The following is a 21,131-nucleotide window of genomic DNA, read 5'->3' as shown; positions in this document are numbered from 1 at the left end:
GAGATGGGGCTTCGTTCGTTATAAGCCCGCGCAATATGCAGGCCGATAACGAGAAGTAGAACCACATCAAACAACGAGACCGGTAACACCAGCCCCCTACAGCTAGGATACTGGCAAATATGGAACTAGGTTAATCATGACCACTGAAACCCTCACTCAGTTAGAGCAGCACGAACTATTTATCCGTCGTCATATCGGCCCGGACAGCGCAGATCAGCAAGAGATGCTGAACTTCGTTGGTGCAGAATCTTTAGAAGATTTGACACAGCAGATAGTCCCTGAGTCGATTCGTCTTGGACGCGATCTTGCCGTTGGCAGCGCCTGTGGCGAAGCCGAAGGCCTTGCCTCAATTCGCAAGTACGCGGATAAGAACAAGGTGTTCAAGAGCTACATCGGCATGGGTTACTACGGCACTATCGTGCCAAGCGTGATTCAGCGTAACGTATTCGAAAATCCAGGTTGGTACACGGCGTATACCCCATACCAGCCAGAGATCGCCCAGGGCCGTCTGGAAGCCATCCTTAACTTCCAACAGCTGTCGATGGATCTTACCGGTCTTGACCTGGCTTCAGCCTCTTTGCTGGACGAAGCCACCGCAGCCGCCGAAGCCATGGCGCTGGCCAAGCGTGTCTCTAAGGCGAAGAAAGCTAACATCTTCTTCATCGCCGACGATGTGTTCCCACAGACTATCGACGTGGTGAAGACCCGCGCCGAATGTTTCGGTTTCGAAATCGTGGTTGGCCCAGCCAGCGAAGCGGTTAACTATGAGCTGTTTGGTGCCTTGTTCCAATACACCAACCACTATGGTCAAATCACCGACTTCACCGAGCTGTTTGCCGCGCTGCAAGAGAAGAAAGCCGTCGTGACTGTTGCCGCCGACATCATGTCGTTGGTATCGCTCAAGTCGCCTGGCTCAATGGGCGCCGATGTGGTCTTCGGTAGCGCTCAGCGTTTCGGCGTACCAATGGGCTTTGGTGGTCCACACGCCGCCTTCTTCGTGACTCGCGACCAACACAAGCGTTCACTGCCAGGCCGAATTATCGGTGTGTCTCAAGATACCCGCGGCAACCGCGCACTGCGTATGGCGATGCAGACTCGTGAGCAGCATATCCGCCGCGAAAAGGCTAACTCAAACATCTGTACCGCACAGGTGCTGCTGGCCAACATGGCCTCTTTCTACGCCGTATTCCATGGCCCACAAGGCCTGAAGATCATCGCCGATCGTATCCACCGTCTGGCCGACATCTTTGCCGCTGGCTTGAAAGCGAAAGGCGTTGAGCTGGTTAATAATACTTGGTTCGATACCGTTTCCTTCAAGGTTGCCGACAGCGCCGCCGCGCAGGCTCGCGCCATTGCCGGTGAAGTTAACCTGCGTATAGACAGCGACGGCATTTTAGGTGTCGCCATGGCTGAGACCACCACGCGTGAAGATGTGGCGCAGCTGTTTGATATCGTACTGGGCGAAGGTCATGGGCTGGATGTGGCGGCAATCGATGCCGACATCATCGCTAATGGCAGCAACTCAATTCCAGCCGAGCTGGTACGCCAAGACGCTATCCTTGAGCATCCAACGTTCAATCGCTACCACAGCGAAACTGAGATGATGCGTTACATCAAGCGTCTGGAAAACAAAGATTTAGCACTGAACCACTCGATGATCTCACTGGGTTCTTGCACCATGAAGCTGAACGCTGCAACCGAGATGATGCCTGTGAGCTGGCCAGAATTTGGCAATATGCATCCTTTCTGCCCGCAAGATCAAGCCCAGGGGTATGCCGAGCTTATCGAAGAGCTATCAAACTGGTTGGTCGACATCACAGGTTATGACGCCATGTGCATGCAGCCTAACTCGGGCGCTTCGGGCGAATACGCCGGTCTGCTGGCTATCAAGAAGTACCACGAGTCTCGCGGTGAAGGCCACAGAAACGTCTGTCTGATCCCTCAGTCTGCCCACGGTACTAACCCTGCATCTGCCCAGCTTGCTGGCATGAAGATCGTAGTTACCGCCTGTGACAAACAGGGTAACGTGGACATGGAAGATCTTAAGGCTAAGGCTGCCGAAGTGGCCGAAAACCTCTCTTGTATCATGGTGACCTACCCATCGACTCACGGTGTGTACGAAGAGACCATCAGCGAGATCTGTGAAGTGATCCATCAGCACGGTGGCCAGGTATACCTGGACGGTGCCAACATGAACGCTCAGGTAGGTCTGACTTCACCTGGTTCAATCGGCGCAGACGTGTCGCACCTTAACCTGCACAAGACCTTCGCCATTCCACACGGCGGCGGCGGACCAGGTATGGGCCCAATCGGCGTTAAAGCACACCTTGCGCCATTCGTTGCCGGTCACGCCGTGGTTAAGCATGGTCGTGAGTCAGACAACAACGGTGCGGTATCGGCAGCGCCATACGGCAGCGCCAGCATCCTGCCTATCACCTGGATGTACATCAAGCTACTGGGTTACCAGGGCCTGAGACAGTCTACTCAGATGGCACTGCTAAACGCTAACTATGTGATGAAGAAGCTGTCTGCCCATTACCCTGTGCTCTACACAGGCCGTAATGACCGCGTAGCGCACGAGTGCATCATCGACCTGCGTCCGCTGAAAGAAGCCTCTGGCGTCACCGAGATGGATATCGCTAAGCGTCTGAACGACTACGGTTTCCACGCGCCGACCATGAGCTTCCCGGTTGCCGGTACCCTGATGATCGAGCCAACAGAATCTGAGTCTAAGGCTGAGCTGGATCGCTTCATCGAAGCCATGGTCGCTATTCGCGGCGAGATCGCTAAGGTTGAAGCCGGTGAGTGGCCAGCGGACAACAATCCGCTGCACAACGCACCACACACCATGGCCGATATCATGGACAGCGAGTTCGACTCACGTCCATACAGCCGTGAAACGGCCGTGTTCCCAACGGCTGCGGTTAAGGCTAACAAGTTCTGGCCGACTGTGAATCGTATCGATGACGTGTACGGTGACCGTAATCTAATGTGCTCATGTGCACCGATTGACGATTACAAATAATTGCTGCTTGGACTCGCTACTGCGGCGTTGAATCTCAGCTTTCGTGCTCATTGACACAAGTCAACTCCGCGCGAAAGCTCTCAATCCGCCTTGCATTAGCTTCGTCAGCGACGCAATTATGTGATTAGCTAACTGATAAAAAAGCGAACCCTTGTGGTTCGCTTTTTGTTGGCTAATCAGTTTATATAGCACGGCGTCATCCCGTTGTTTTCGCTGCTCATTGACTAGAGTCAACTGCGCGCGAAAGCTCTCAATCCGCCTTGCTTTAGCTTCGTCAGCGACGCAATTATGTGATCGACTAACTGATAAAAAAGCGAACCCTTGTGGTTCGCTTTTTGTTGGCTAATCAGTTTATATAGCACGGCGTCATCCCGTTGTTTTCGCTGCTCATTGACTAGAGTCAACTGCGCGGCGAAAACAGCAGGCTTCCTTGTCTTATCTTCGGCAGTAACGTCATTTGGGATGTGTCTTAACACTGACCAAAATAAAAAAGCGAACCCACGTGGTTCGCTTTTTTTATATTCGTTAGCGCTGTGCGGCTTCGTTATAGCTGTGCGCGACTGAGCCGTTATCGGTATTGATAGTTGCAGGTGACGACGTCTCTGTCCTGGGTTGTGGTGGTGCCGTCGGGGGCGAGTCGTGTCGCGGCGATTGTTCTGTGCCAGCATTGGTTTAGGCGGATTTGATTCATTACAAAATGCTCCGCCCAAGGCCTGTTTTGATGAAAGACCTCATACTCGCTCTGACTGAAGTTAATCAAGGGCAGTTGCTCTGCTAGGCTCAAGCCGTCTTCAACTGTTTCTGTGCTTCTCAAGCCCTCTTCAATGGTCTCTGCGATTAACCAGGTTTTGCCTGTAAGCATGAGTTTGAGGTGGAGTACTAAGTCATGTTCGCCAAGGAGTTTGACGTAAACTCTGGGTTGGTTTCCTTCGTTAATTTCGCTCTGAATGTTCGCCGCTAATAAGTTAGATATTTCTGTCTTGCTTTGCCCGATGCGGATAAGCAGCGACTCGCTATCGCCTTCTAGCTCAAAGCCTTTTAGCTTAGAGTCTTCTAGCTTGTAGTCCTTGGCACTCACCAGATTAAGCTGAGGCAGGTAGGCGAGGTAACGGTTAAAGGCGGTAAATAGCTGCCCGCCGTGACGGTTCAGGCCGTCCATGGTGTCACAGTCGCTATCACAACTAAGTGTCATGGTGGCGGAGAGGAATTTGACGGCGCTGATTTGCGGTGTGGCTTGTCTATCAATTCCGTTGCTAGCTAAGGTGAGCTCGATTTCGCTCACCATATGGACCTCTTGCCCGCTCTCCAGCATGGCATCATTCTGATCGGTGAGGTTTGCCGTGTTATCGATCACGTCCTTTGTGCAGGGAGCCTCCATATGGGGATCCTGTAAGTAGGTATTTTCCAAGCAGGGGATGGCTAGGTTTGCCGCACCCTCTGGCAGCCCTAAAACGAGTGTGGAGGTCAGTGATAGAGTCAGCAATAACGCCGATAATAAAAACGGTAGAGGTATCCGGTTAAGCTGTGTCATTCCCTTTGACATACTTACTATCCATTTGATCTAAAAACCTAACCTTGCGGTATTAACTGGCTGTGGGCAATTGAATTTTCTTCAAGCGACCTCTTGGGTTGGCGCTATACCGAACTGCTTACAGATGTGGTCGATACACAGGGCTTGCTGTTGGCTCCACAGGCCGTAGCTTAGCGGCATCAGGCTGACGCCGGCGCGCTGCAGTAGCTTGTAGAGGTTAACCTCGAAGAAGTCCTCCCAGGGGCCGGGATAGCCGATTAAGTCTATCGCCAGATACTGGTCGCCGTAACGGCAGAGGATATCCAGCTCCAGCCCCGCCATATGGTAGGCACGCCACACTGTGATGCCTTTTGCCTCCAGCGCCTGGGTCACCGACTGACCAAACTCATCTAACGCATCGACATAGTTGTGTTTGGCCTCAAACTGGGTCGCCGAGGTGAGGTATTTGGCCAGCAGATTATTGTTAGGCAGCGCCGTTTCATCCAATGACAAAAATAGCCACTGGGCCTGTTTGGCGCGGGTGATAGCCACGTTAAACATATCGGCGCGGTTAAGGTAGGCCGCGGCGCGACTGTCTTGTGCAGTCACGCTGAAGGAGAGCAGCATGATGTCGCGTTCCTCGCCTTGAAAGCCAAAAGGCGTGGCGATCCGCAGCTGATGACGTTCTATCTGTGCCAGGCTGAACCGGGCTATGATCTGCTTCGACAGATACTCTGTCTGATGTCGAAAACAGGAGAGCACCCCGATGCTAGAGGGCACCAAGGCATCGGCCTGTTCCTCGATAAGCTTGGCTAGCTTGTCCATCAAGGCCTCGGCCTCGAGGAGGTTTACTCCCTTGGCGTCGCGCATCCCATCAACCTGAATTCTGTGCAAGTGTCCCGAGCTGGTGCAGGGCCTGTGCTGCATCACCTTGAGGGCATTTTGATAGAAGGCCTGATTACTGAACTGGATAAGCTCTGGCTTGCTGCGAAAGTGCTCGTCCAGAAAGGCAACCTGGGCCTGGCCGCTCAACGAGCCAGATACTAGGTCGAGCATGCTGGCATCGCGATAGCTCAGCAGTCCGCGTCTGTCCGGTGCTATACCGAGCTGGGTTTGAATGCTGGCTTGTTTCTCGCGAGACAGAAATGAGAAGTGTCTCAGCTGTTTGCTGTCGCCCACCACAAGCGCCGCCTTGGCGCGCTGCAGGGCGGGCAGACACTCGGCAATATTGGCCTGGGTGGCCTCGTCGATGATCACCAGATCGAACATCTCCTGCTGCAGGGGCATTACCCTGTGCAGGTTGGCGAGGCTGGATAACCAGATGGGAAAGGTCTGCTGCAGCGCCGAGAAGTCCGTGTTGTAGAAGGCCTCCAGCTGTTTCGCCGACTGACGCGCCCGTATCGCCTTGGCAAAGTTAACCAGGGAGCTGCGCTTGTTTTGCAGCAGGCGGCTTTGTCTGTGGCTTGTGGCCAGCTGTAGATACTCAAGGCTGAGTTTCTCTTTCTGCGCTATCAGGCCATTTAAGCTGTCGAGCACCTCCCACTGGCGGGAGAAGCGCCTAATGCCGCCGCGATAGAACCAGTTATAGCAGGGCAGGCGCCAGCGGGATTTTTGCTGCTCGAGCCTCGCCAGCTTCTGGCCGCGACCTATGGCGCGTTTGCAATGGCGGGTAAAGCTCTGTTCCAGCTTGGCTTGCTGTCTGGTCACTATTTCGAGCTGCTTGTAGGCCTTCTGCAGCGCGATGTCAGTTACCTTCTTGTTGGCGACGGGATGAATGCCGTTGAGCATGTCGTCCACCTGGGACTTGAGCTGCTTGATAAATTGCGGCGAACCGGCGCGGATCAGGCTGCTGCCCAGCTGAAACTGTTGCTGCAACTTATCGGCTATCACGTCCACGGCAACATCTGTGTGGGCGGCGATCAGCACCGACTTGCCGCGCAATATCTGCTCGGCAGCTATGGTGGCTATGGTGTAGCTTTTGCCCGTGCCGGGTGGGCCTGAGATCTGCCCTAGGGTGTGGTTGGCGGCGATATTCAGCGCCTGCATCTGGGCATTACTCAGCAGTCCCGGCAGGCAATCTTGCTGGGTTGTGACCTGTCGTTTGCTTTGGGGCGATGGCTGTTGCTCGGCAAACAGGGCCTGTAGCGGCGGGGAAAGATCTGGTGTCGCCATCAATAGGTCGAGTTCATGCAGTATGCCGCGACTGGCCAGGGATCGCTCGGCCAGCACCAGCTGGCTGCGACTTACCAGAAAGCCTTTGCGTTTGCGCCTTAAGCCTTCAAATACCTCTTCATCAATCAGCTTGGGAAAATGCAGTAGCTGGGTGGCATCCACATCGGCTTGTCCGGCGCGCAGCCAGGCTATCCAGCCGCTCACGTCGGTGGGGTTATCGCGCAGATCCTGGGTCAGGCTATGGCCTTCCACCACGAGTTTTTCCAGTAGCGCCTCGTTGATGGTAAATGGGTTTTGGCCGGTTAATGACTCGCTGGCCTGCAGAAAGATCTCATCGCCATCGGCCTGTATCTGGCACTCGCGATAGAGCAGCGGTGTAACCACCTTACGCCTCTCGCCATTGAGCTCTAAGGTGCCGCTAAAGAACAGGCTGCAATGCAGCAATACCCGCTCACGCAGATAGAGGGCGCTGCGGTTCATTAACGTCGAGGCTAAGGTGTGGGGCAAGGGGAGACGGGGGAGGAAGCCACTGGCAAGCTCATCTTCACCCTGTAGCAGCAGCTGATCTTGCTCGGCCAGCTTATGACACGACCAGAGGTTGATCTCGGCGCTGTCGTGCGCAAAGCACTGTTTGTAGTAGCTCAGAATCCCTTGCAAACCCTATCCATCCCCATGGTTTATTAGCGTTGCAAGAGTAACTTAACCATTAAATTTCAACAAGGTGTGGTGGGAGATTGCGCTCTGGGTTTTGGTCTTTACCATTGCATATGAGGCGGTTCACCAGCACAATCAAACCCTATCGACAGACCGAGGTCATTTCCGGCAGCCAAGAATAAGAGCAAGCTGGCGGGTAAAGTAAGCGAAAAGCTTACGCAAGAGGTAAAGAGGGCCATGCAGCAAGGATTCCCCATCACCATCACCATCACAGCCGATGACAGATTTTCGAGTTCACTTAAGCCTTTACTGGCCAAGCTTGAGATGTGGATTAACTTTCAGGCGCTTAAGGCAGACTGGTATGGTAAAGAAGACCATGTCTTAACCTTCGATTTCAACCTGGTCAGAACCTTGGATGAAAAGGCCGAGCAGCTAATCTCAGAGAGCTGGATCGTCGAACCGGGTTACGCCTACCACTATGAGAACAGCCGCCTGATGACTATCGCCTTCATCGCCGTTGATGACTTGCTTGAGCGTGGCACAGGCATAGAACTAGAGATAAAAAGCCGGTTGGTGGCTGTTGCTAATTTAATAGGACAGCAGCACGGCCTCATCGCGCTAATTGCTGCTTAGGCTTGATAATACTGCCTCAGTTCGAGATTTTCACTGCTCATTGACCTTTGTTAACTCCGTGGCGAAAACCCCAATCTTCATTGTCTTATCATCGCCAGTGACGTAATTGTGGAGTAGCTGGCTTTAGTGGTCTTGGTTAAAAGGAGCGAGACGTTAAGGGTACTATTCACGCATCCACATTGGAGGCCAACCATAAGCCTCCGATACGGCTCTGGATATTTCGTGGATTAATTGAAAGCCGTTGTCCGAGTTGGTCATCACAACGAAGCCTCGTCCCGAATTTGCAAAGGAAACTGCATAGCAGGTGTATCCGGCGTTTCCGCCGCTATGCCTAAAGCGAAAAGCGTCTGCTTCACCATCTATTCCTATGCCTGTTCCACCCGCGCCGGGCACTCTGGTTAACATGGTTTTGGCTGATTGTTGTGATAGCAAAGTTTCATCCTCGCCGCGGTAGGCTTTACCCAGGGCTATCATAAATTTTGCTAAATCGGTGGGTGTGCTCCATAGACCTGCTGCCGCCTTCTCTGGGTAGAGATGGTAGCCCCCTTCAATCATGGATTGCTTGCTATCGTATCCTTTTGCAATTTGGCTCTGGAGTTCATTTGGCAGTGCCAGTTCGAATGAGCTTTGGCTCATATTTAAAGGCTTGAGTATCAATTGTTGCATCAGTTGTGAGAAAGGCAGCGCACTGCTGTCTTCCATCAAGAGTTGCAAGACTGTCATGCCTCCGCCTGAGTAATACTCAGATTCACCTGGTGTTTGAAAGACCTTAACGGCAGGAGAGTTACTCAGGCTACTGCCTTGTAATATTTGAACTAATGAGGGAATAGTCTGGTTTTGGGCATAACCTTCAAATCCAGAGACATTCAGCCCAGATGTGTGGCTCATGATCCGGCTTGGTGTGACTTTTTGTTGTTGAGTAAATTGGTTTTCGGGTACATGCCAACGTTTAAGTTTTAAGTTCACATCTTCATCAAGCTCAAAGTTGCCGTTCTGAATCATTTTAAATGCTGCGACACTGGTGACCGTTTTCGAAATGGAAGCGGCCTGAAACAGAGTATCCGTAGTTACTCCTTGGTTCGATTCTATGTCTGGTTTGCCGTATCCCTTCGACCAGATAATTTGGTTGTTATCAAATACGGCAATGCTCACCGCCGGGACGCCATAAGCCTTCATTCGCGCTTCCAGCGTATTGGTTGATGCGCTGCTGTTTCCATCATCGTCGATTGAACGAATGCTGCTTTCGAATGCTTGTTGGCGGGCGAGTTGTTGATTTGCGGCTGTCGATTCTTGGTTGCTGACCGAGCATCCTGCCAAAGCAAGAAACATCATTGTGAGTGTGAAATGGCTAAGCTTCATTTTGTTGCTCCTAATCTTCTTGTTTCCTGTCCCTGAGAAGTCACTTGTATGCCGTTTGTTTTATCGACAATAAAGGGGATTAGCTATGTATTCCAACACTTACATATTTCCAATTGTTACATTAAGTGTTAGGGAGCAGTCCCATTGGGAACAAAGGGGCAAGTTAGCGAGCAACAGTGGTGGTTTGTGTTAGCTTAGCTCCGGCATTTTATGGTTATCCTCTTTTTTTCCACTAGCACTTTCGAGTTCATCGAGAATGTCGAATCCCCAGTGTTTAAATTTCACGCCTAAATAGGTAGAGGGGAGCATTAGTAAAAACAGCAAGAGAAGTGGCCATTGGTTTTCGAGTATTAACGTCAACAGCCCTGATATACCACCCACTTTCCCTTCGATAACTTGCTTACTGAGAAAGATCATAGGGGCGACAAACACGGTGAGAATAATGGCGTTATGGATACTTTCACCAATCTTGATCAGTGATTCTGCGTGGCGGGCTTTTGAGGCATTGGACCTTGATGTCATTGGTTACTTCCTTGTGTATCTATTGTTTATCAATCTGAGAAATATGAGAAGCGGCAATCTATTCGTATTAGGTCTAAATCTCGCGGAAGTGAAGTGATGGCATCGGAAAGGCTATAAACCATACCACTGTCATTGCTTTTTAAGTGTGCATATCGAAGATATACATTAGCTATGTAAAGTGCACATATAGAATCGATCACATTTTTAAGATTGGCTTTAGTGAAATGCTTATTTCTATTGTGTTTCACGTCGGTATGGCTTTTCCACCAGCTCGGGCTAATTTGTTCTTGCCATGCTTTCCAAGGTGTACAGCTAATACTAAACCTTTCAATGACTGCAGTTTCTGTAATGAAAGCATGCAGGTTACTTTCGATTACCTTCATGTAATCCATTATGTTATCTGATTTTGCATTTGGGGATAATTGGTAGCAAATTTCTTTCATGACAGTGTCAATCTCTGCACATGAAGAGAGATATAACCGTGTTAGTTCTACTGAGTATGTCGAAAAGTTATCTTGGTTTATTTCAATATATCGGGATAACCGATTTAAATCATACTCGAAAGATTGATAGTACTTCCAATGTAAATCATTAAAATTCAATATATTACCTGTATTGTGTGTTATTTGCTTAGGTCTACTGGTGAAGTGCACCTTTAATACTTTTTTCAGAAAAGAAAACCGGATAAATCCATAAGCCCTGCTCGTTAATGTAATTCGTTTCTACAAGGTGGTTAGGTGACTTACTCTGTTGGTGCTGACTCCACCTGCATCCAATCGACCTCTACGCCTGCCTGGTCAAACATATCCTGGCTGACTTTGATCTTGTCGCCCCAGCGGGAGAGGAAGTCGTCGCTGGGTTGTGGGCTGTGGACCACCTTTAGCCCAGTCTGGATGATCTTGGCGGCGCAGTTGGGGCAAGGAAAGTGGGTCACCCAGATCTCGCAGCTGCTGAGATCCCGCTTGGCGTAGAGAATGGCGTTCTCTTCGGCGTGCAGTGTTTTGAGCAGTTTCATCTCGCGGTTGTCTGTCTCGGCGCTGTCGGAGATCCCGTGCGGGTAGCCGTTGAATCCCAGTGAGACAATGCGGTTGTTTTCAGTGATCACGGCGCCTACTTGGGTGGAGGGGTCTTTACTCCATGAGGCTACCAGTTCGGCCATTTGTAAAAAACGTATCGCCCATTTGCTCATCATCTACTTAGGGTTCCTATTCTATATGGCTGAATATATTGACTTAACCAGAAACAATTCTCTGTCGAGAACAATGATAAATCAAGCCGCGCCCAACACAAAGCAATGTCTGGCGTATTGAGTGTTTTAGCGCTAATTCATTACTACTCACAGCTCAAAACTAACTCATTAAAGCTAACTCATTAAAGCTAGCTCATTAACACTGGCTCATTAAAAACCATGGGGATGGCATTGGCTATTTTCCAAGGCCCTGGCCGGTCAATCTCTACTCGCGATTATCTGGGGAATGGTTTCAATCTCGGGTTCAAAATCCGGCTCGAGTGTCGACGCGATAGTGGTTCTTACGCTTTCGACATGATAACCGCGTTTGGCGTCGAACCGAATCAGAGGAAGCCCCGCAGTGCGACAGGCATCTTCCACCAGTTGGTCGCGCGCTATGGTCTTGGCCTGCTTGTGACTCTTGTCGTCGAGTTCGATGGCGGCGATAACGTCCAGGGTCTGTTTATCGCAGAGGAGATAATCAAAGTGTTTGGCGGAGATCTTGTTGAAGGCATTTTGCCAGTGTTGGCGCGTCATCCCCTTTTCTGGAGTGATCACATCGGCAATGCGTACCTTGCCAAGGATACGGTATTGCTCGCCAACGGCGTTATCTAACACCCCCAGAAACGATCGCTCGGCGGGGGTAAACAGGGCTTTATGTTTACGATATTGGTAGTGGCGACTGCTGGTGCTACTGCCTAGTCGCGACAGCAGGGTCAAAATGATGATAAAGCCAAAGGCCATTGCGAATAAAAGGTTGAGGTTCATCGAACATCCATCTCTTGAGGTTGGCGTCATTGCCGGTTGATTTGTTTGCACAATAAGCCTTGTCCCTCGCTTTTTCAACTCGCAGTCTTTTCAGTAGCAGCTTTGCCAACATAGCTTGAATCCCAATCGAAACCAGACTAGCTTGGGGTATTGCAATGGATGGTCGGTTTTTAAGCTGGCTAGGATGAGGAGCCTGGATGCGGATCCTGGATGCAGGATGACAAAGGGAGTGCCAAATGATGTTGAAAAATATGCGGGTACAGCGCAAGTCTAGAACGGATAAAGCTGGGCTAAGAGCGTGGGCTAGTAACCTAGTGAGTGCCTTGTTGGTCGCCTTTGCCAGTATCCTAGCCGGTGTCCTGGTCAGTGGCTGTAACAGTGATGATGAGGAGGCGCTAAACCCCATCGACACGGCCAAGATGCAGCAGACGGTGGCTGAGCTGGCCGAGGATATGTTGGTGCCGGGCGCCGTGGTGATACTGCATACCCCCAAGGGTAGCTTTGAATATACCTATGGGGTGAGCCAGTATAGCGGCAGTGAGCCAACCCGTTTCGATCAGCACCTCCGGGTTGGCTCCAATACCAAGACCTGGGTCGGTACAATCATTTTGCAGATGGTGCAGGAGGGTAAGCTCCAGCTAGAAGATCCCGTGGCCATGCACTGGACCGGCGTGCCGAGCGGTGAGCAGATCACCATAGCTCAGCTGCTGTCGATGGAAAGCGGCCTGCATAACTACACCACCACATTGGCGCTGAATCAGATCTTAGATCAGGATCCCGCTTATGCCTGGCCCCAAGCTGAGCTGCTTAAGCTGAGTTTCGACTATCCGCTGGATTTTACGCCGGGCACAGACTTTGGTTACTCCAACACCAATACGGTATTGCTTGGCCTGATTGCCCAGAAGCTTGATGACAGCACCTTGCCTGAGATCATGCAGCGCCGCCTGTTTGCTCCCCTAGGCATGACACAAACCCTGTTTCCTGAGATCACCGATAACGTCCTGCCCGAGCCCTATGCCCACGGCTATATGTATGGCACCAATGTGTTGACCATGGACTCGGCGTTGCCCGAGGCGATGCAGCAGGAGGCGCGTGATGGGGTGATAATGCCGGGGGATCAGACCGAGGCTAATCCCTCCTGGGGCTGGGCGGCTGGCGCGGGGATCTCTACCGCCAGGGAGCTGCTGGTCTGGGTCGAGGCCTTGGTTCGCGGCAAACTGTTAAATGAGGAGATGCAGAAACTGCGTCTGGCAAGCGTTAAGCCTATCGATCCCGACAATCCCAACACCGCCTACTATGGCCTGGGCATAGCCAAGTTTGGCCTGCTCTATGGTCATACAGGCGAGCTGCCGGGTTATAACTCTTTCATGGGCCATGACCCAGACAATAAGGTTACCCTGGTGGTCTGGACCAACCTGGCCCCTAGCGTGGATGGGCGCGACCCGGCCACTACGATCGCGGCGGCGCTCATCAATCAAGTCTACAGGCCGGTAAACTAGAACCTCTGTCTAAATCGCTGCTTATTGCCACTGGGTCGCCACATCCTTCTTGGGTGAGGCGCCAAACAGGCGGGAATATTCCCGGGAGAATTGCGACGGGCTTTCGTAGCCTACGCGATAGGCGGCGGCCGAGGCGTCGATATCTTCCCCCAGCATGAGGCGGCGCGCCTCTAACAGCCTGAGGCGTTTTTGATATTGCAGCGGGCTCATGGAGGTGAGCCGGCGAAAATGGTGGTGAAAGGTGGATTTACTCATTCTGGCCATATCCGCCAGGCTGTCGACGCTCAGATGCTGGTCGTAATGCACCTTGAGCCACTCTATGGTGCGGGCAATACGCAGCCCATGACTACCTGCCGAGACAATCTGGCGTAGGCGGGCGCCTTGTTCGCTCATCAACACGCGCCAATAGATCTCGCGTTTAATCAACGGTGCTAGCACGGCAATGGATTCGGGTTCATCCAGCAGGTTAACCAGGCGCGAGATCGCCCCCAGTAACTTAGGCGTGGTGGCGCCTAATATCATCCCCTGATCCGATGCGGTTTCTTTCTGCATCGTCAGCGGTGTCTGCAACATCAGGTCGCTCATTACCGCCAGATCCAACTTGATCACCACACCCAGATAGGGCGCCTCTTCGCTGGCCTCTAACACCTGCATCTTGGCAGGCAGATCCAGTGAGGTGATTAAGAAGCGTGACGGATCGTAGCGAAAGGTCTGCTCCCCCAGGGTCATCGCTTTGGCTCCTTGCACCACCAGGGCAATGCTGGGCTCGACGACGCAGACTGAGCAGCTAGTGGGCGCCGACTGGCGATAAAAGTCCAACCCTGCAATCTCGGTTTCGCACCAGTCGACGCCCTGAGTGCGGCGCTCGACCTCTTTGGCGATGGCCGCAGAGAGAGACGGGATCACTTTGTCTTGCATTGGTTGGCCTCCTCGATAGCCGGGGAAAGGATGATTATCGTTGCAATAAGTGTAAGCCAATCGCGCAGGCACTTAACGGATTAATCTGCCATTTCGGAGGATTAGGCAAGCATTTGCCAGTAATGGACTATAGATCGCCCCGGCAAGCTGAAAAAATGGTGCCATCTGGTCTGGTGCACGCCAGCGTGTCGTTTTGCTCCCGCTAGGAGGGTCTATGAAATCCATCATCTCTGCATTCGTTATTTCCTCATCCTTACTCGGCCTCAGTGGCCAGGTGGTGGGGGAGACGCTCCCGCCGCCATCGATCAGCGTCGCGAGCAATGGCACTCAGCTGCCCATGCAGGGCCTGGAGCCCTATTTTATCGGTAAGACGCGGGTCGAACCTCTGTTCGGCGCCAAGGGCGAGGGCCGCACCTCGGGCGCCATGGTGACCTTCGAGCCGGGCAGTCGCACCAATTGGCATACCCATCCCATAGGCCAAACCCTCATCGTTACCAGTGGTCTGGGCTGGGTGCAACAGTGGGATGGTAAGCGTATCGAGATAGCCCCGGGCGATGTGGTGCAGATCCCGGCCAATGTGAAGCATTGGCATGGCGCCACCGACAAGACGGCGATGAGCCACATCGCGGTGCAGGAGGCGAAAGAGGGCAGCGTCGTAAACTGGCTGGAGCCGGTCAGCGCCGCCCAGTATCAGGGGCATTGAGTGACGCGAACCATTCGTTGGCGCAGCAATCCTTGGCAGACCCTGTTTCGGTAGCGCCAGTCTTGGGTAAGCACACTTTTGATAATCAGAGACGGGCGATGACGATGAAGATTCAGCTTGTGGTTAAGGGCGAACGCTTGAGCGCCACTCTGGCCGATAACCGAACGGCGCGGGATTTCTATGCCCTGTTGCCGCAGCGGCTCACCCTGAAAGATTACGCCCAAACGGAGAAGATAGCGTATCTGCCGCGTAAGCTGACCACCGACTCGGCCCCCGAAGGTGCCAAAGGCAGATTGGGCGATGTCTGTTACTACGCCCCCTGGGGAAATCTGGCCATTTTCTATCGCGACTTTGGCTACGCCGCCGGGCTGATCCCGCTGGCGCATATCGATGGCGATCTCGGCGCGCTCACCATGGCAGATAGCCTTGAGGTGGTTATAGAGGCGGCAGAGTAAGTTTTAGGTTTCATCATTGCAGTTTTAGTCTAAGGAAACTGGAGTAGTACACCATGAGATTAGCAACGGGCAGTGCATTTGTGATTGCCGCAACGGCTTTTATCTTGGTGTTTGCGACAGCCGGCGCCCCCATATCGCTATTTAATAGCTACCGGCTAGACGATGGTCTTTCTAATGCAGATCTTGGTCTGGTTTCCTTAGGCTATTTTTTTTCCGCCGCCACGGCGCTTATCGTGTTTGGTCGCTTGTCTAATGTTGTTGGCCGTAAGCCAATGGCCCTCACCGCGCTGCTGTGTGCCGTAGCCTCCTGTTGTTTATTGCTCAATATGCAGCATATCCTTGTGCTGTTTGCCGCCAGGGTGCTGCAAGGCTTTGCCTGTGGTATCGCCACCGGCAGCATAGGCGCCTATGTGGTGGATACCTCACGCGGTCGCCCCGCCTGGTTGGTGGCGGCGATAACCAGTACCTCTCCCATGATAGGTATCTCAAGTGGCGCCATTGTAAGCGGAGCCTTGGTCACCTGGGCGCCCATGCCTAGGATGCTGATCTTCATCTTGCTGATTGCTATATTATCTATCTGTTTACTCTTGTTTTTATTCTCGCCAGAAAGCATCAAGGCGCGTGCTGATGTGCATGCTCGTGCGTTGGCCTCGCTGCGCCCGCGCCTCTATTTTCCGGCCGAGCGAAAATGGGCGTTTCTGACCCTGGCCGGTGTGGTCGTTGCCACCTGGTCGCTGGGCGCCTTCTATCAAGCCTTTGGCCCTTCGATTGTGGCCGAGCAGCTCGGCACTAACAGCCCCATCCTGGCTGCGCTGGCTTTCTCCTCTGTGATGATACTGACACCTATGGGCGGCTATCTCACCAGTGGCCTGACACCGAGGCGCGCCGTGCTGCTTGGCATGCTGCTCTATATCGGCGCGGCGCTGATGATTCTCGTCTCGCTGGACAATGGCTGGCTGCCGGCTTTCCTGTGCGCCAGCCTGCTGGTGGGCATAGCCCAAGGGGCGGCGACCACGGCCTGCTTTAATGTCTTGTTGGCGGGGGTGACGGTGGAGCAAAGGGCTGGCTTACTCTCGAGCGTCTTCGTGATCTCCTACGCCGGCGCCGTGGTGCCTGGGCTGGTGGCCAGCCTGGCGGCGAGCAGCTTTAGTGTGTTTCAGATCTGTGTCGGCTATGTGGTTCTGGGAGTGGCGGCGGCCATCGCCGCTATGTTGACATCATTCAGGCTCGAGCCGATTACAGCTTGTGATCGGGCGGCAGAAGTGGCTTGACGCGGGGAGAGTTGAAATGATGAAGCAAGTGATAAAAAAGGCGCTGATGGGCGCCTTTTTAGTTTGGATCAATTGTTGGTGGGCTTGCTCAGATGCCTTGCTCAGCTGGCTCGCTGAACTGGATTGCCACCGAGCCGGATTAGAAGCTTGATGCCTGCATGTCGATGACGAAACGATAACGCACGTCGGCCCGTTCGAGGCGTTCAAATGCCTGGTTGATCTCCTCCATCTTGATCATCTCCACTTCTGGCAGAATGTTCATCTTGGCGCAGAAGTCGAGCATCTCCTGGGTCTGCGCGATACCGCCGATGAGCGATGCGGCGATGCGGCGGCGTCCCATGACCATAGGCACGGTATTGACCTCGGCAATCGGCCCTACCTGGCCGACCAGGGTCAGGGTGCCGTCTACCTTGAGCAGCGGCAGGTAAGGGGTGATGTCATGTTTTACCGGCACAGTGTCGAGTATCAGATCGAAACGATTGGCCGATAGTTCCATGCTTTCTGGCTCGCTGGAGAGCAGAAAATCGTTGGCACCCAAGTCGAGGGCATCCCCCTGTTTATCCTGGGAGCGACTGATCACTGTTACATGGGCGCCCATGGCGACGGCGAGCTTAATCGCCATATGACCTAAGCCGCCCATGCCTATGATGGCCACCTGGCTGCCGGGGCCGACGTTCCAGGTTCTTAGGGGCGAGTAGGTGGTGATCCCGGCGCACAGCAAGGGGGCCGCCTTGGCGAGATCCAGCGACTTAGGGATGCTGAGTACAAACTCCTGTCTCACCACTATGTGTTTGGCAAAGCCGCCCTTGGTGATCGCCTGGGTGTGACGATCGACGCTGTTATAGGTCTGGGTGAATCCCGCTTCGCAAAACTGCTCCTCACCGCTATGGCACTGGCTGCAGCTTTGGCAGCTGTCGACCATGCAACCCACGGCCACCTGATCGCCAACCTTATAACGGCTGACCTGGCTGCCGACCTCGACCACGCGGCCGACGATCTCATGGCCGGGCACTGTGGGGAAGACTGTCCAGCCCCAGTCGTTGTTTACCGTGTGCAGGTCGCTGTGACACACGCCACTGTAGAGGATCTCGATGGCGACATCATCTTCTCTGAGGGGGCGGCAGTCATATTCATAGGGTTGTAATGGACTATGGGCCGACTCGGCGGCAAATCCGATGGTTTTCATCTTGACTCCATTTAGGCTGTCAGCCGTTAATTGGCTGAATAAATGAGAGATTCCGATACCCTGGTGACGTCAAACTGAGCATCAGAATCTCGCGTAATAGCCGGGGCTAAATCAAAGGTTATTGGTGAAGAATGTGCTGATCTTGTCGAAGGGGATCAGCTCGACCCTGTCGTAAAGGTCGACATGGCCGGCGTCCTCGACCAGGTAGAGCTCTTTGGGCTCGGCGGCGAGGGCATAGGCTTCCTGGCTAAACTCGATAGAGTGCGCATGCTCGCCAGCGATAAACAGCAGTGGACGCGGCGAGATAGACTCGATGTCGTTAAAGGGATAGAAGTTCATAAACTTGGTATTGCTGCTCAAGGTAGGGTGAGTCGTCAGTTCGGGAGACGAGCCTGCTGGCGTGTATTCACCCCTTGGCGTGCGATAGAAGTCGTAAAACTCTTTGGCGATAGGGTGAGAGTTTTCATCTACTTCATGGGGTGTGCCGCCCGTGTATTGGGTCTCACCGCCGGTAAATTCGACGTAACGTTGCTCGGCCGCCGCGGCGATGATCTGCTTGCGCTGCTCGAGGGTTTGCACCTTGCCATACAGGTGACGGCTAAAGCCGCCCATGTCGTACATGCTTACTGTGGCGATGGCCTTCATGCGAGGGTCTATCTTGGCGGCGCTGATGGCGAATCCGCCGCTACCACACACGCCCAGCACACCGATACGCTCACGCTCGACGAAGTCGCGGGTGCCTAAGAAGTCTACGGCGGCGCTAAAATCCTCGGCGTACATGTCGGGTAACACGGCGTTGCGTGGCTCGCCTTCACTCTCGCCCCAGAAGGAGAGATCGATCGCCAGGGTGACAAAGCCACGCTCGGCCAATTGCTGGGCATAGAGCACGGCGCTCTGCTCTTTGACCGCGCCCATGGGATGGCCGACTATGATGGCGGCACGTTTCTCACCGGGCTTGATATTGCCAGGCAGGTAGAGATTGCCGGTAACATTCATCTTGTACTGATTCTTAAAGGTCACTTTTTTCATGGTGAGTTGCTCGCTGTGATAGAAATTGTTGGCACCTCGGGAGAGGTCTGCTTGATAGTCAGGTGTGGCGGCGATGGCACCGCCGGTAGAGGCTAAGCCTGCCGATCCCACCAGGGTCGCCAGGGCTAATGCGGTTAGCGTTTTCTTCATCTCGATTCCTGCGTATTGGTTTAAATTGGCTATGGCTAAATTGTTGATAATTTGGTCGTCGACTTGAATACACGAAAATCGTGCATGCTTGCCTAAAAGTCCGAATGCTTGATTTGGATTTGGATTTGGGTTTTGCTTGGACGTGGGGTTGGGCGATTTCGTTTTGGGCTTTGGCTTTACGCTGATCTTGCATGTCAGCGTAAGATGGTCAGGGCAAGGCAATGGGGCTTATTGTCTACGGCCTTGCGCTGGCCTAGGTGAGGTGGATTATGCCTCTCGAATCAGTTTAGGCTTCGGCGAAGACCTCTTGGGCGACCTGAATCGCCGTCATCGAGCTTGGCCAACCGGCATAAAACGCCAATTGGGTGATCACTTCAATCAGCTCCTGCTCTGTAAGACCATTCTCTCTGGCCTTGGCGAGGTGAAAGCGCAATTGGTCGGGTCTGTGCTGGGTGATGAGGGCTGCCACAGTGATCAGGCTTCTGTCTCGCTGGGATAGCTCATCGCCGCCCCATACTGGACCGAAGAGCACCTCGTCGGTTAACTGAGCGAGCTTGGGGGCAAACTCGCCAAAAATTTGCTGGGCGACACCTGGAGTTTTAGACATCTCTGCCTCCTAAATACAATGAGTCTGTTCATCGATTATGGTAGGCCATTTCCCGTTTTTTTCGCTTGCCTGAAACTGTCGCGTCATTGCTTGTTCGTGCGAGATGTCGAATTTAGCGAATGGTGGGGAGTGATGAGAATAGCGCTTAGCCTGAGCCTGAGCCTGAGCCTGAGCCTGAACCTGAGCCTCAGTCGCTGACGCTCTTGGTGCAGGTCTCGGCGTTTTCGGGTGTGCAGAGTTTGATGGGGGTAAAGACTATCTGCTCGAAGGCCTGGTCGCTGACAATTTTGTGCAGGGTGAAGATCGCCTGGCGGCCCATCTCGTAGGGGCTCTGGCCTATGTTGGTATGGGCGAGGTGGTCTTGTAGCATGGCCAGTTGTGGCGGCGCCGCATCTGAGATAATCACGACTATTTCTTTGTTATTTAGCTTGATTTTATAGGGCGCTATCATCTTGCGATACAGGGCCTCATCGTTTTGCGGCCAGCCACCTACGGCGATAAAGGAGTCGGCCTTGATGGGTTTGCCTTTCATGACAGACTCCATCTGCTTCACCGCCTGACTGAGCTGATCGAAGTTGGAGAAGGGCTCTCTGATCTCTGTCCAGCCGTTATCGTTTTGCAGCCGCTTGCCCGGAGGGCTTTCATAGGTTTTGCCAGATAGTGCACTGCGAATGCCCATGATCCTGAGGTTGAGGTTGGGGGAGTCGGGGCGGCCGGTTTGGATGATCAGGGTGCCGCCATTGGGCCTGAGTTTTTTGAGTTGCTCGCCCAGTGCCAGGCCAAAGGCAAAGTTGTCTGTGCCTATGTAGGCGCGGCGTAGATCTTGATGCTCGGCCAGGGTTGGGGCGTCGAAATCTGAGTCATAGGTGATCACCGGGATGCCGGCGGCCTTGGCCTTGGTGAGACTGTTTTCGGCGAGAAACTTAGACTGAGTGATGGCCACGGCAATGCCGTCTATGCCTTGGTCGATAAGCTGCTCGATCACCTTATCTTGTAGGCGCACGCTGGAGATCTCTGGCCCCAGATAGATACACTCGACATCCTTGAGCTGTCTGGCGGCGGCTTCGCAGCCGAGCTTACTCTGATCGAAGAAGGCGCCGTAAAATTTTGGCACTACGGCGAATCTCAGGGTTTTGGCACTGACATCGGCGCTGAGCGTGGTGGTGGCCAGTAAGGTCAGCGAGATGAGGGTGATGAGTAACCGAGTCACAATAGCCTCTCGAATCCATTTCCTAATAACTAGGTTAGTCGTAGCTAAGGTATTAGCAACTAACGTCTTGATAAGCATAGCCATATCAAGCCAGGTCAAGATTTTACATTTTGATAACCAAATGTAGCAAAGTGATACGGCTAAAGATATGTGTTGGATCAAGAATTTTCGGTGATAAATGTGCGTAAAACTAAGCGGGCTAAAGGTGTCGGCGCCTCTATCAGAGCAGAGG

17 protein-coding genes are annotated in these 21,131 nt (G+C 53.1%); 6 read left to right on the top strand and 11 right to left on the bottom strand.

Annotation, left to right across the window (positions count from 1 at the left end; translation table 11 throughout):
- Window positions 1-136: 136 nt before the first annotated feature.
- Window positions 137-3,025 (top strand): aminomethyl-transferring glycine dehydrogenase, encoded by a 2,889-nt coding sequence (gcvP, locus tag SHEW_RS15840; RefSeq protein ID WP_011866858.1) that lies wholly within the window; start codon window positions 137-139, stop codon window positions 3,023-3,025.
- Window positions 3,026-3,593: 568 nt separating this feature from the next.
- Here gcvP and SHEW_RS15830 read toward each other — a convergent pair.
- Both SHEW_RS15830 and SHEW_RS15825 read right to left on the bottom strand, forming a co-directional pair.
- A complete protein-coding gene (locus SHEW_RS15830; RefSeq protein ID WP_011866857.1) occupies window positions 3,594-4,403 on the bottom strand; it encodes a hypothetical protein in 810 nt (269 codons plus the stop codon).
- Window positions 4,404-4,637: 234 nt separating this feature from the next.
- Window positions 4,638-7,364: a DEAD/DEAH box helicase gene (locus SHEW_RS15825; RefSeq protein ID WP_011866856.1), complete on the bottom strand. Its 2,727-nt coding sequence runs from the start codon at window positions 7,362-7,364 to the stop codon at window positions 4,638-4,640.
- A 234-nt stretch (window positions 7,365-7,598) separates the two neighbouring features.
- Between SHEW_RS15825 and SHEW_RS15820 the strand changes: the two genes are divergently transcribed.
- Window positions 7,599-7,994 carry a hypothetical protein gene (locus tag SHEW_RS15820; RefSeq protein WP_011866855.1) on the top strand — a complete coding sequence of 132 codons (396 nt, stop codon included), beginning with the start codon at window positions 7,599-7,601 and terminating at the stop codon, window positions 7,992-7,994.
- A gap of 162 nt (window positions 7,995-8,156) precedes the next feature.
- Here the strand turns inward: SHEW_RS15820 and SHEW_RS15815 are convergent, their stop codons facing one another.
- The 4 genes from SHEW_RS15815 to SHEW_RS15800 form a co-directional block, all read right to left on the bottom strand.
- Window positions 8,157-9,353, bottom strand: coding sequence for a serine hydrolase domain-containing protein (locus SHEW_RS15815; protein ID WP_011866854.1), 1,197 nt, complete (start codon window positions 9,351-9,353; stop codon window positions 8,157-8,159).
- Window positions 9,354-9,542: 189 nt separating this feature from the next.
- Window positions 9,543-9,875 (bottom strand): hypothetical protein, encoded by a 333-nt coding sequence (locus tag SHEW_RS15810; protein WP_011866853.1) that lies wholly within the window; start codon window positions 9,873-9,875, stop codon window positions 9,543-9,545.
- A gap of 742 nt (window positions 9,876-10,617) precedes the next feature.
- Window positions 10,618-11,067, bottom strand: coding sequence for a dCMP deaminase family protein (locus SHEW_RS15805; RefSeq protein WP_011866851.1), 450 nt, complete (start codon window positions 11,065-11,067; stop codon window positions 10,618-10,620).
- 255 nt (window positions 11,068-11,322) lie between these two features.
- Window positions 11,323-11,871 carry a DUF2726 domain-containing protein gene (locus tag SHEW_RS15800; RefSeq protein WP_049766540.1) on the bottom strand — a complete coding sequence of 183 codons (549 nt, stop codon included), beginning with the start codon at window positions 11,869-11,871 and terminating at the stop codon, window positions 11,323-11,325.
- A gap of 314 nt (window positions 11,872-12,185) precedes the next feature.
- Between SHEW_RS15800 and SHEW_RS15795 the strand changes: the two genes are divergently transcribed.
- Window positions 12,186-13,370: a serine hydrolase domain-containing protein gene (locus SHEW_RS15795; protein ID WP_223294731.1), complete on the top strand. Its 1,185-nt coding sequence runs from the start codon at window positions 12,186-12,188 to the stop codon at window positions 13,368-13,370.
- Window positions 13,371-13,391: 21 nt separating this feature from the next.
- Here the strand turns inward: SHEW_RS15795 and SHEW_RS15790 are convergent, their stop codons facing one another.
- On the bottom strand, window positions 13,392-14,288 hold the full coding sequence (locus SHEW_RS15790; protein WP_011866848.1) for an AraC family transcriptional regulator: 897 nt from the start codon (window positions 14,286-14,288) through the stop codon (window positions 13,392-13,394).
- A gap of 214 nt (window positions 14,289-14,502) precedes the next feature.
- Between SHEW_RS15790 and SHEW_RS15785 the strand changes: the two genes are divergently transcribed.
- From SHEW_RS15785 to SHEW_RS15775, 3 genes are all read left to right on the top strand, one after another.
- Window positions 14,503-14,991, top strand: coding sequence for a (R)-mandelonitrile lyase (locus SHEW_RS15785; RefSeq protein ID WP_011866847.1), 489 nt, complete (start codon window positions 14,503-14,505; stop codon window positions 14,989-14,991).
- Window positions 14,992-15,089: 98 nt separating this feature from the next.
- The gene (locus tag SHEW_RS15780; RefSeq protein ID WP_011866846.1) at window positions 15,090-15,446 is read left to right on the top strand and encodes a cyclophilin-like fold protein; all 357 of its coding nucleotides are present in this window, start codon (window positions 15,090-15,092) and stop codon (window positions 15,444-15,446) included.
- A 53-nt stretch (window positions 15,447-15,499) separates the two neighbouring features.
- Window positions 15,500-16,717: an MFS transporter gene (locus SHEW_RS15775; RefSeq protein ID WP_011866845.1), complete on the top strand. Its 1,218-nt coding sequence runs from the start codon at window positions 15,500-15,502 to the stop codon at window positions 16,715-16,717.
- A gap of 139 nt (window positions 16,718-16,856) precedes the next feature.
- Here the strand turns inward: SHEW_RS15775 and SHEW_RS15770 are convergent, their stop codons facing one another.
- The 4 genes from SHEW_RS15770 to SHEW_RS15755 all read right to left on the bottom strand — a co-directional run bounded on the left by SHEW_RS15770 (window position 16,857) and on the right by SHEW_RS15755 (window position 20,899).
- Window positions 16,857-17,903, bottom strand: coding sequence for an NAD(P)-dependent alcohol dehydrogenase (locus SHEW_RS15770; protein ID WP_011866844.1), 1,047 nt, complete (start codon window positions 17,901-17,903; stop codon window positions 16,857-16,859).
- Window positions 17,904-18,014: 111 nt separating this feature from the next.
- On the bottom strand, window positions 18,015-19,082 hold the full coding sequence (locus SHEW_RS15765) for an alpha/beta hydrolase (protein ID WP_011866843.1): 1,068 nt from the start codon (window positions 19,080-19,082) through the stop codon (window positions 18,015-18,017).
- A gap of 286 nt (window positions 19,083-19,368) precedes the next feature.
- A complete protein-coding gene (locus tag SHEW_RS15760) occupies window positions 19,369-19,689 on the bottom strand; it encodes a carboxymuconolactone decarboxylase family protein (RefSeq protein ID WP_011866842.1) in 321 nt (106 codons plus the stop codon).
- 187 nt (window positions 19,690-19,876) lie between these two features.
- Complete coding sequence (locus SHEW_RS15755; protein WP_041406699.1) at window positions 19,877-20,899, bottom strand: substrate-binding domain-containing protein; 1,023 nt, start codon at window positions 20,897-20,899, stop codon at window positions 19,877-19,879.
- Window positions 20,900-21,131: the final 232 nt, after the last annotated feature.

The sequence above is a fragment of the Shewanella loihica PV-4 genome (genome assembly GCF_000016065.1).
In the GTDB taxonomy this organism is placed as follows: domain Bacteria; phylum Pseudomonadota; class Gammaproteobacteria; order Enterobacterales; family Shewanellaceae; genus Shewanella; species Shewanella loihica.
The sequence above is the reverse complement of the archived record's forward strand: the minus strand, read 5'-3'. Positions and strand labels throughout refer to the sequence as shown.

Bases quoted from the DNA above. Each gene is read 5' to 3' on its own strand.
- SHEW_RS15805 (WP_011866851.1), bottom strand. From the start codon at position 11,067: ATGATGAGCAAATGGGCGATACGTTTTTTACAAATGGCCGAACTGGTA.
- SHEW_RS15820 (WP_011866855.1), top strand. From the start codon at position 7,599: ATGCAGCAAGGATTCCCCATCACCATCACCATCACAGCCGATGACAGA.
- SHEW_RS15760 (WP_011866842.1), bottom strand. From the start codon at position 19,689: ATGTCTAAAACTCCAGGTGTCGCCCAGCAAATTTTTGGCGAGTTTGCC.
- SHEW_RS15800 (WP_049766540.1), bottom strand. From the start codon at position 11,871: ATGAACCTCAACCTTTTATTCGCAATGGCCTTTGGCTTTATCATCATT.
- SHEW_RS15785 (WP_011866847.1), top strand. From the start codon at position 14,503: ATGAAATCCATCATCTCTGCATTCGTTATTTCCTCATCCTTACTCGGC.
- SHEW_RS15810 (WP_011866853.1), bottom strand. From the start codon at position 9,875: ATGACATCAAGGTCCAATGCCTCAAAAGCCCGCCACGCAGAATCACTG.
- gcvP (WP_011866858.1), top strand. From the start codon at position 137: ATGACCACTGAAACCCTCACTCAGTTAGAGCAGCACGAACTATTTATC.
- SHEW_RS15815 (WP_011866854.1), bottom strand. From the start codon at position 9,353: ATGAAGCTTAGCCATTTCACACTCACAATGATGTTTCTTGCTTTGGCA.
- SHEW_RS15790 (WP_011866848.1), bottom strand. From the start codon at position 14,288: ATGCAAGACAAAGTGATCCCGTCTCTCTCTGCGGCCATCGCCAAAGAG.
- SHEW_RS15830 (WP_011866857.1), bottom strand. From the start codon at position 4,403: ATGGAGGCTCCCTGCACAAAGGACGTGATCGATAACACGGCAAACCTC.
- SHEW_RS15770 (WP_011866844.1), bottom strand. From the start codon at position 17,903: ATGAAAACCATCGGATTTGCCGCCGAGTCGGCCCATAGTCCATTACAA.
- SHEW_RS15765 (WP_011866843.1), bottom strand. From the start codon at position 19,082: ATGAAGAAAACGCTAACCGCATTAGCCCTGGCGACCCTGGTGGGATCG.
- SHEW_RS15775 (WP_011866845.1), top strand. From the start codon at position 15,500: ATGAGATTAGCAACGGGCAGTGCATTTGTGATTGCCGCAACGGCTTTT.
- SHEW_RS15780 (WP_011866846.1), top strand. From the start codon at position 15,090: ATGACGATGAAGATTCAGCTTGTGGTTAAGGGCGAACGCTTGAGCGCC.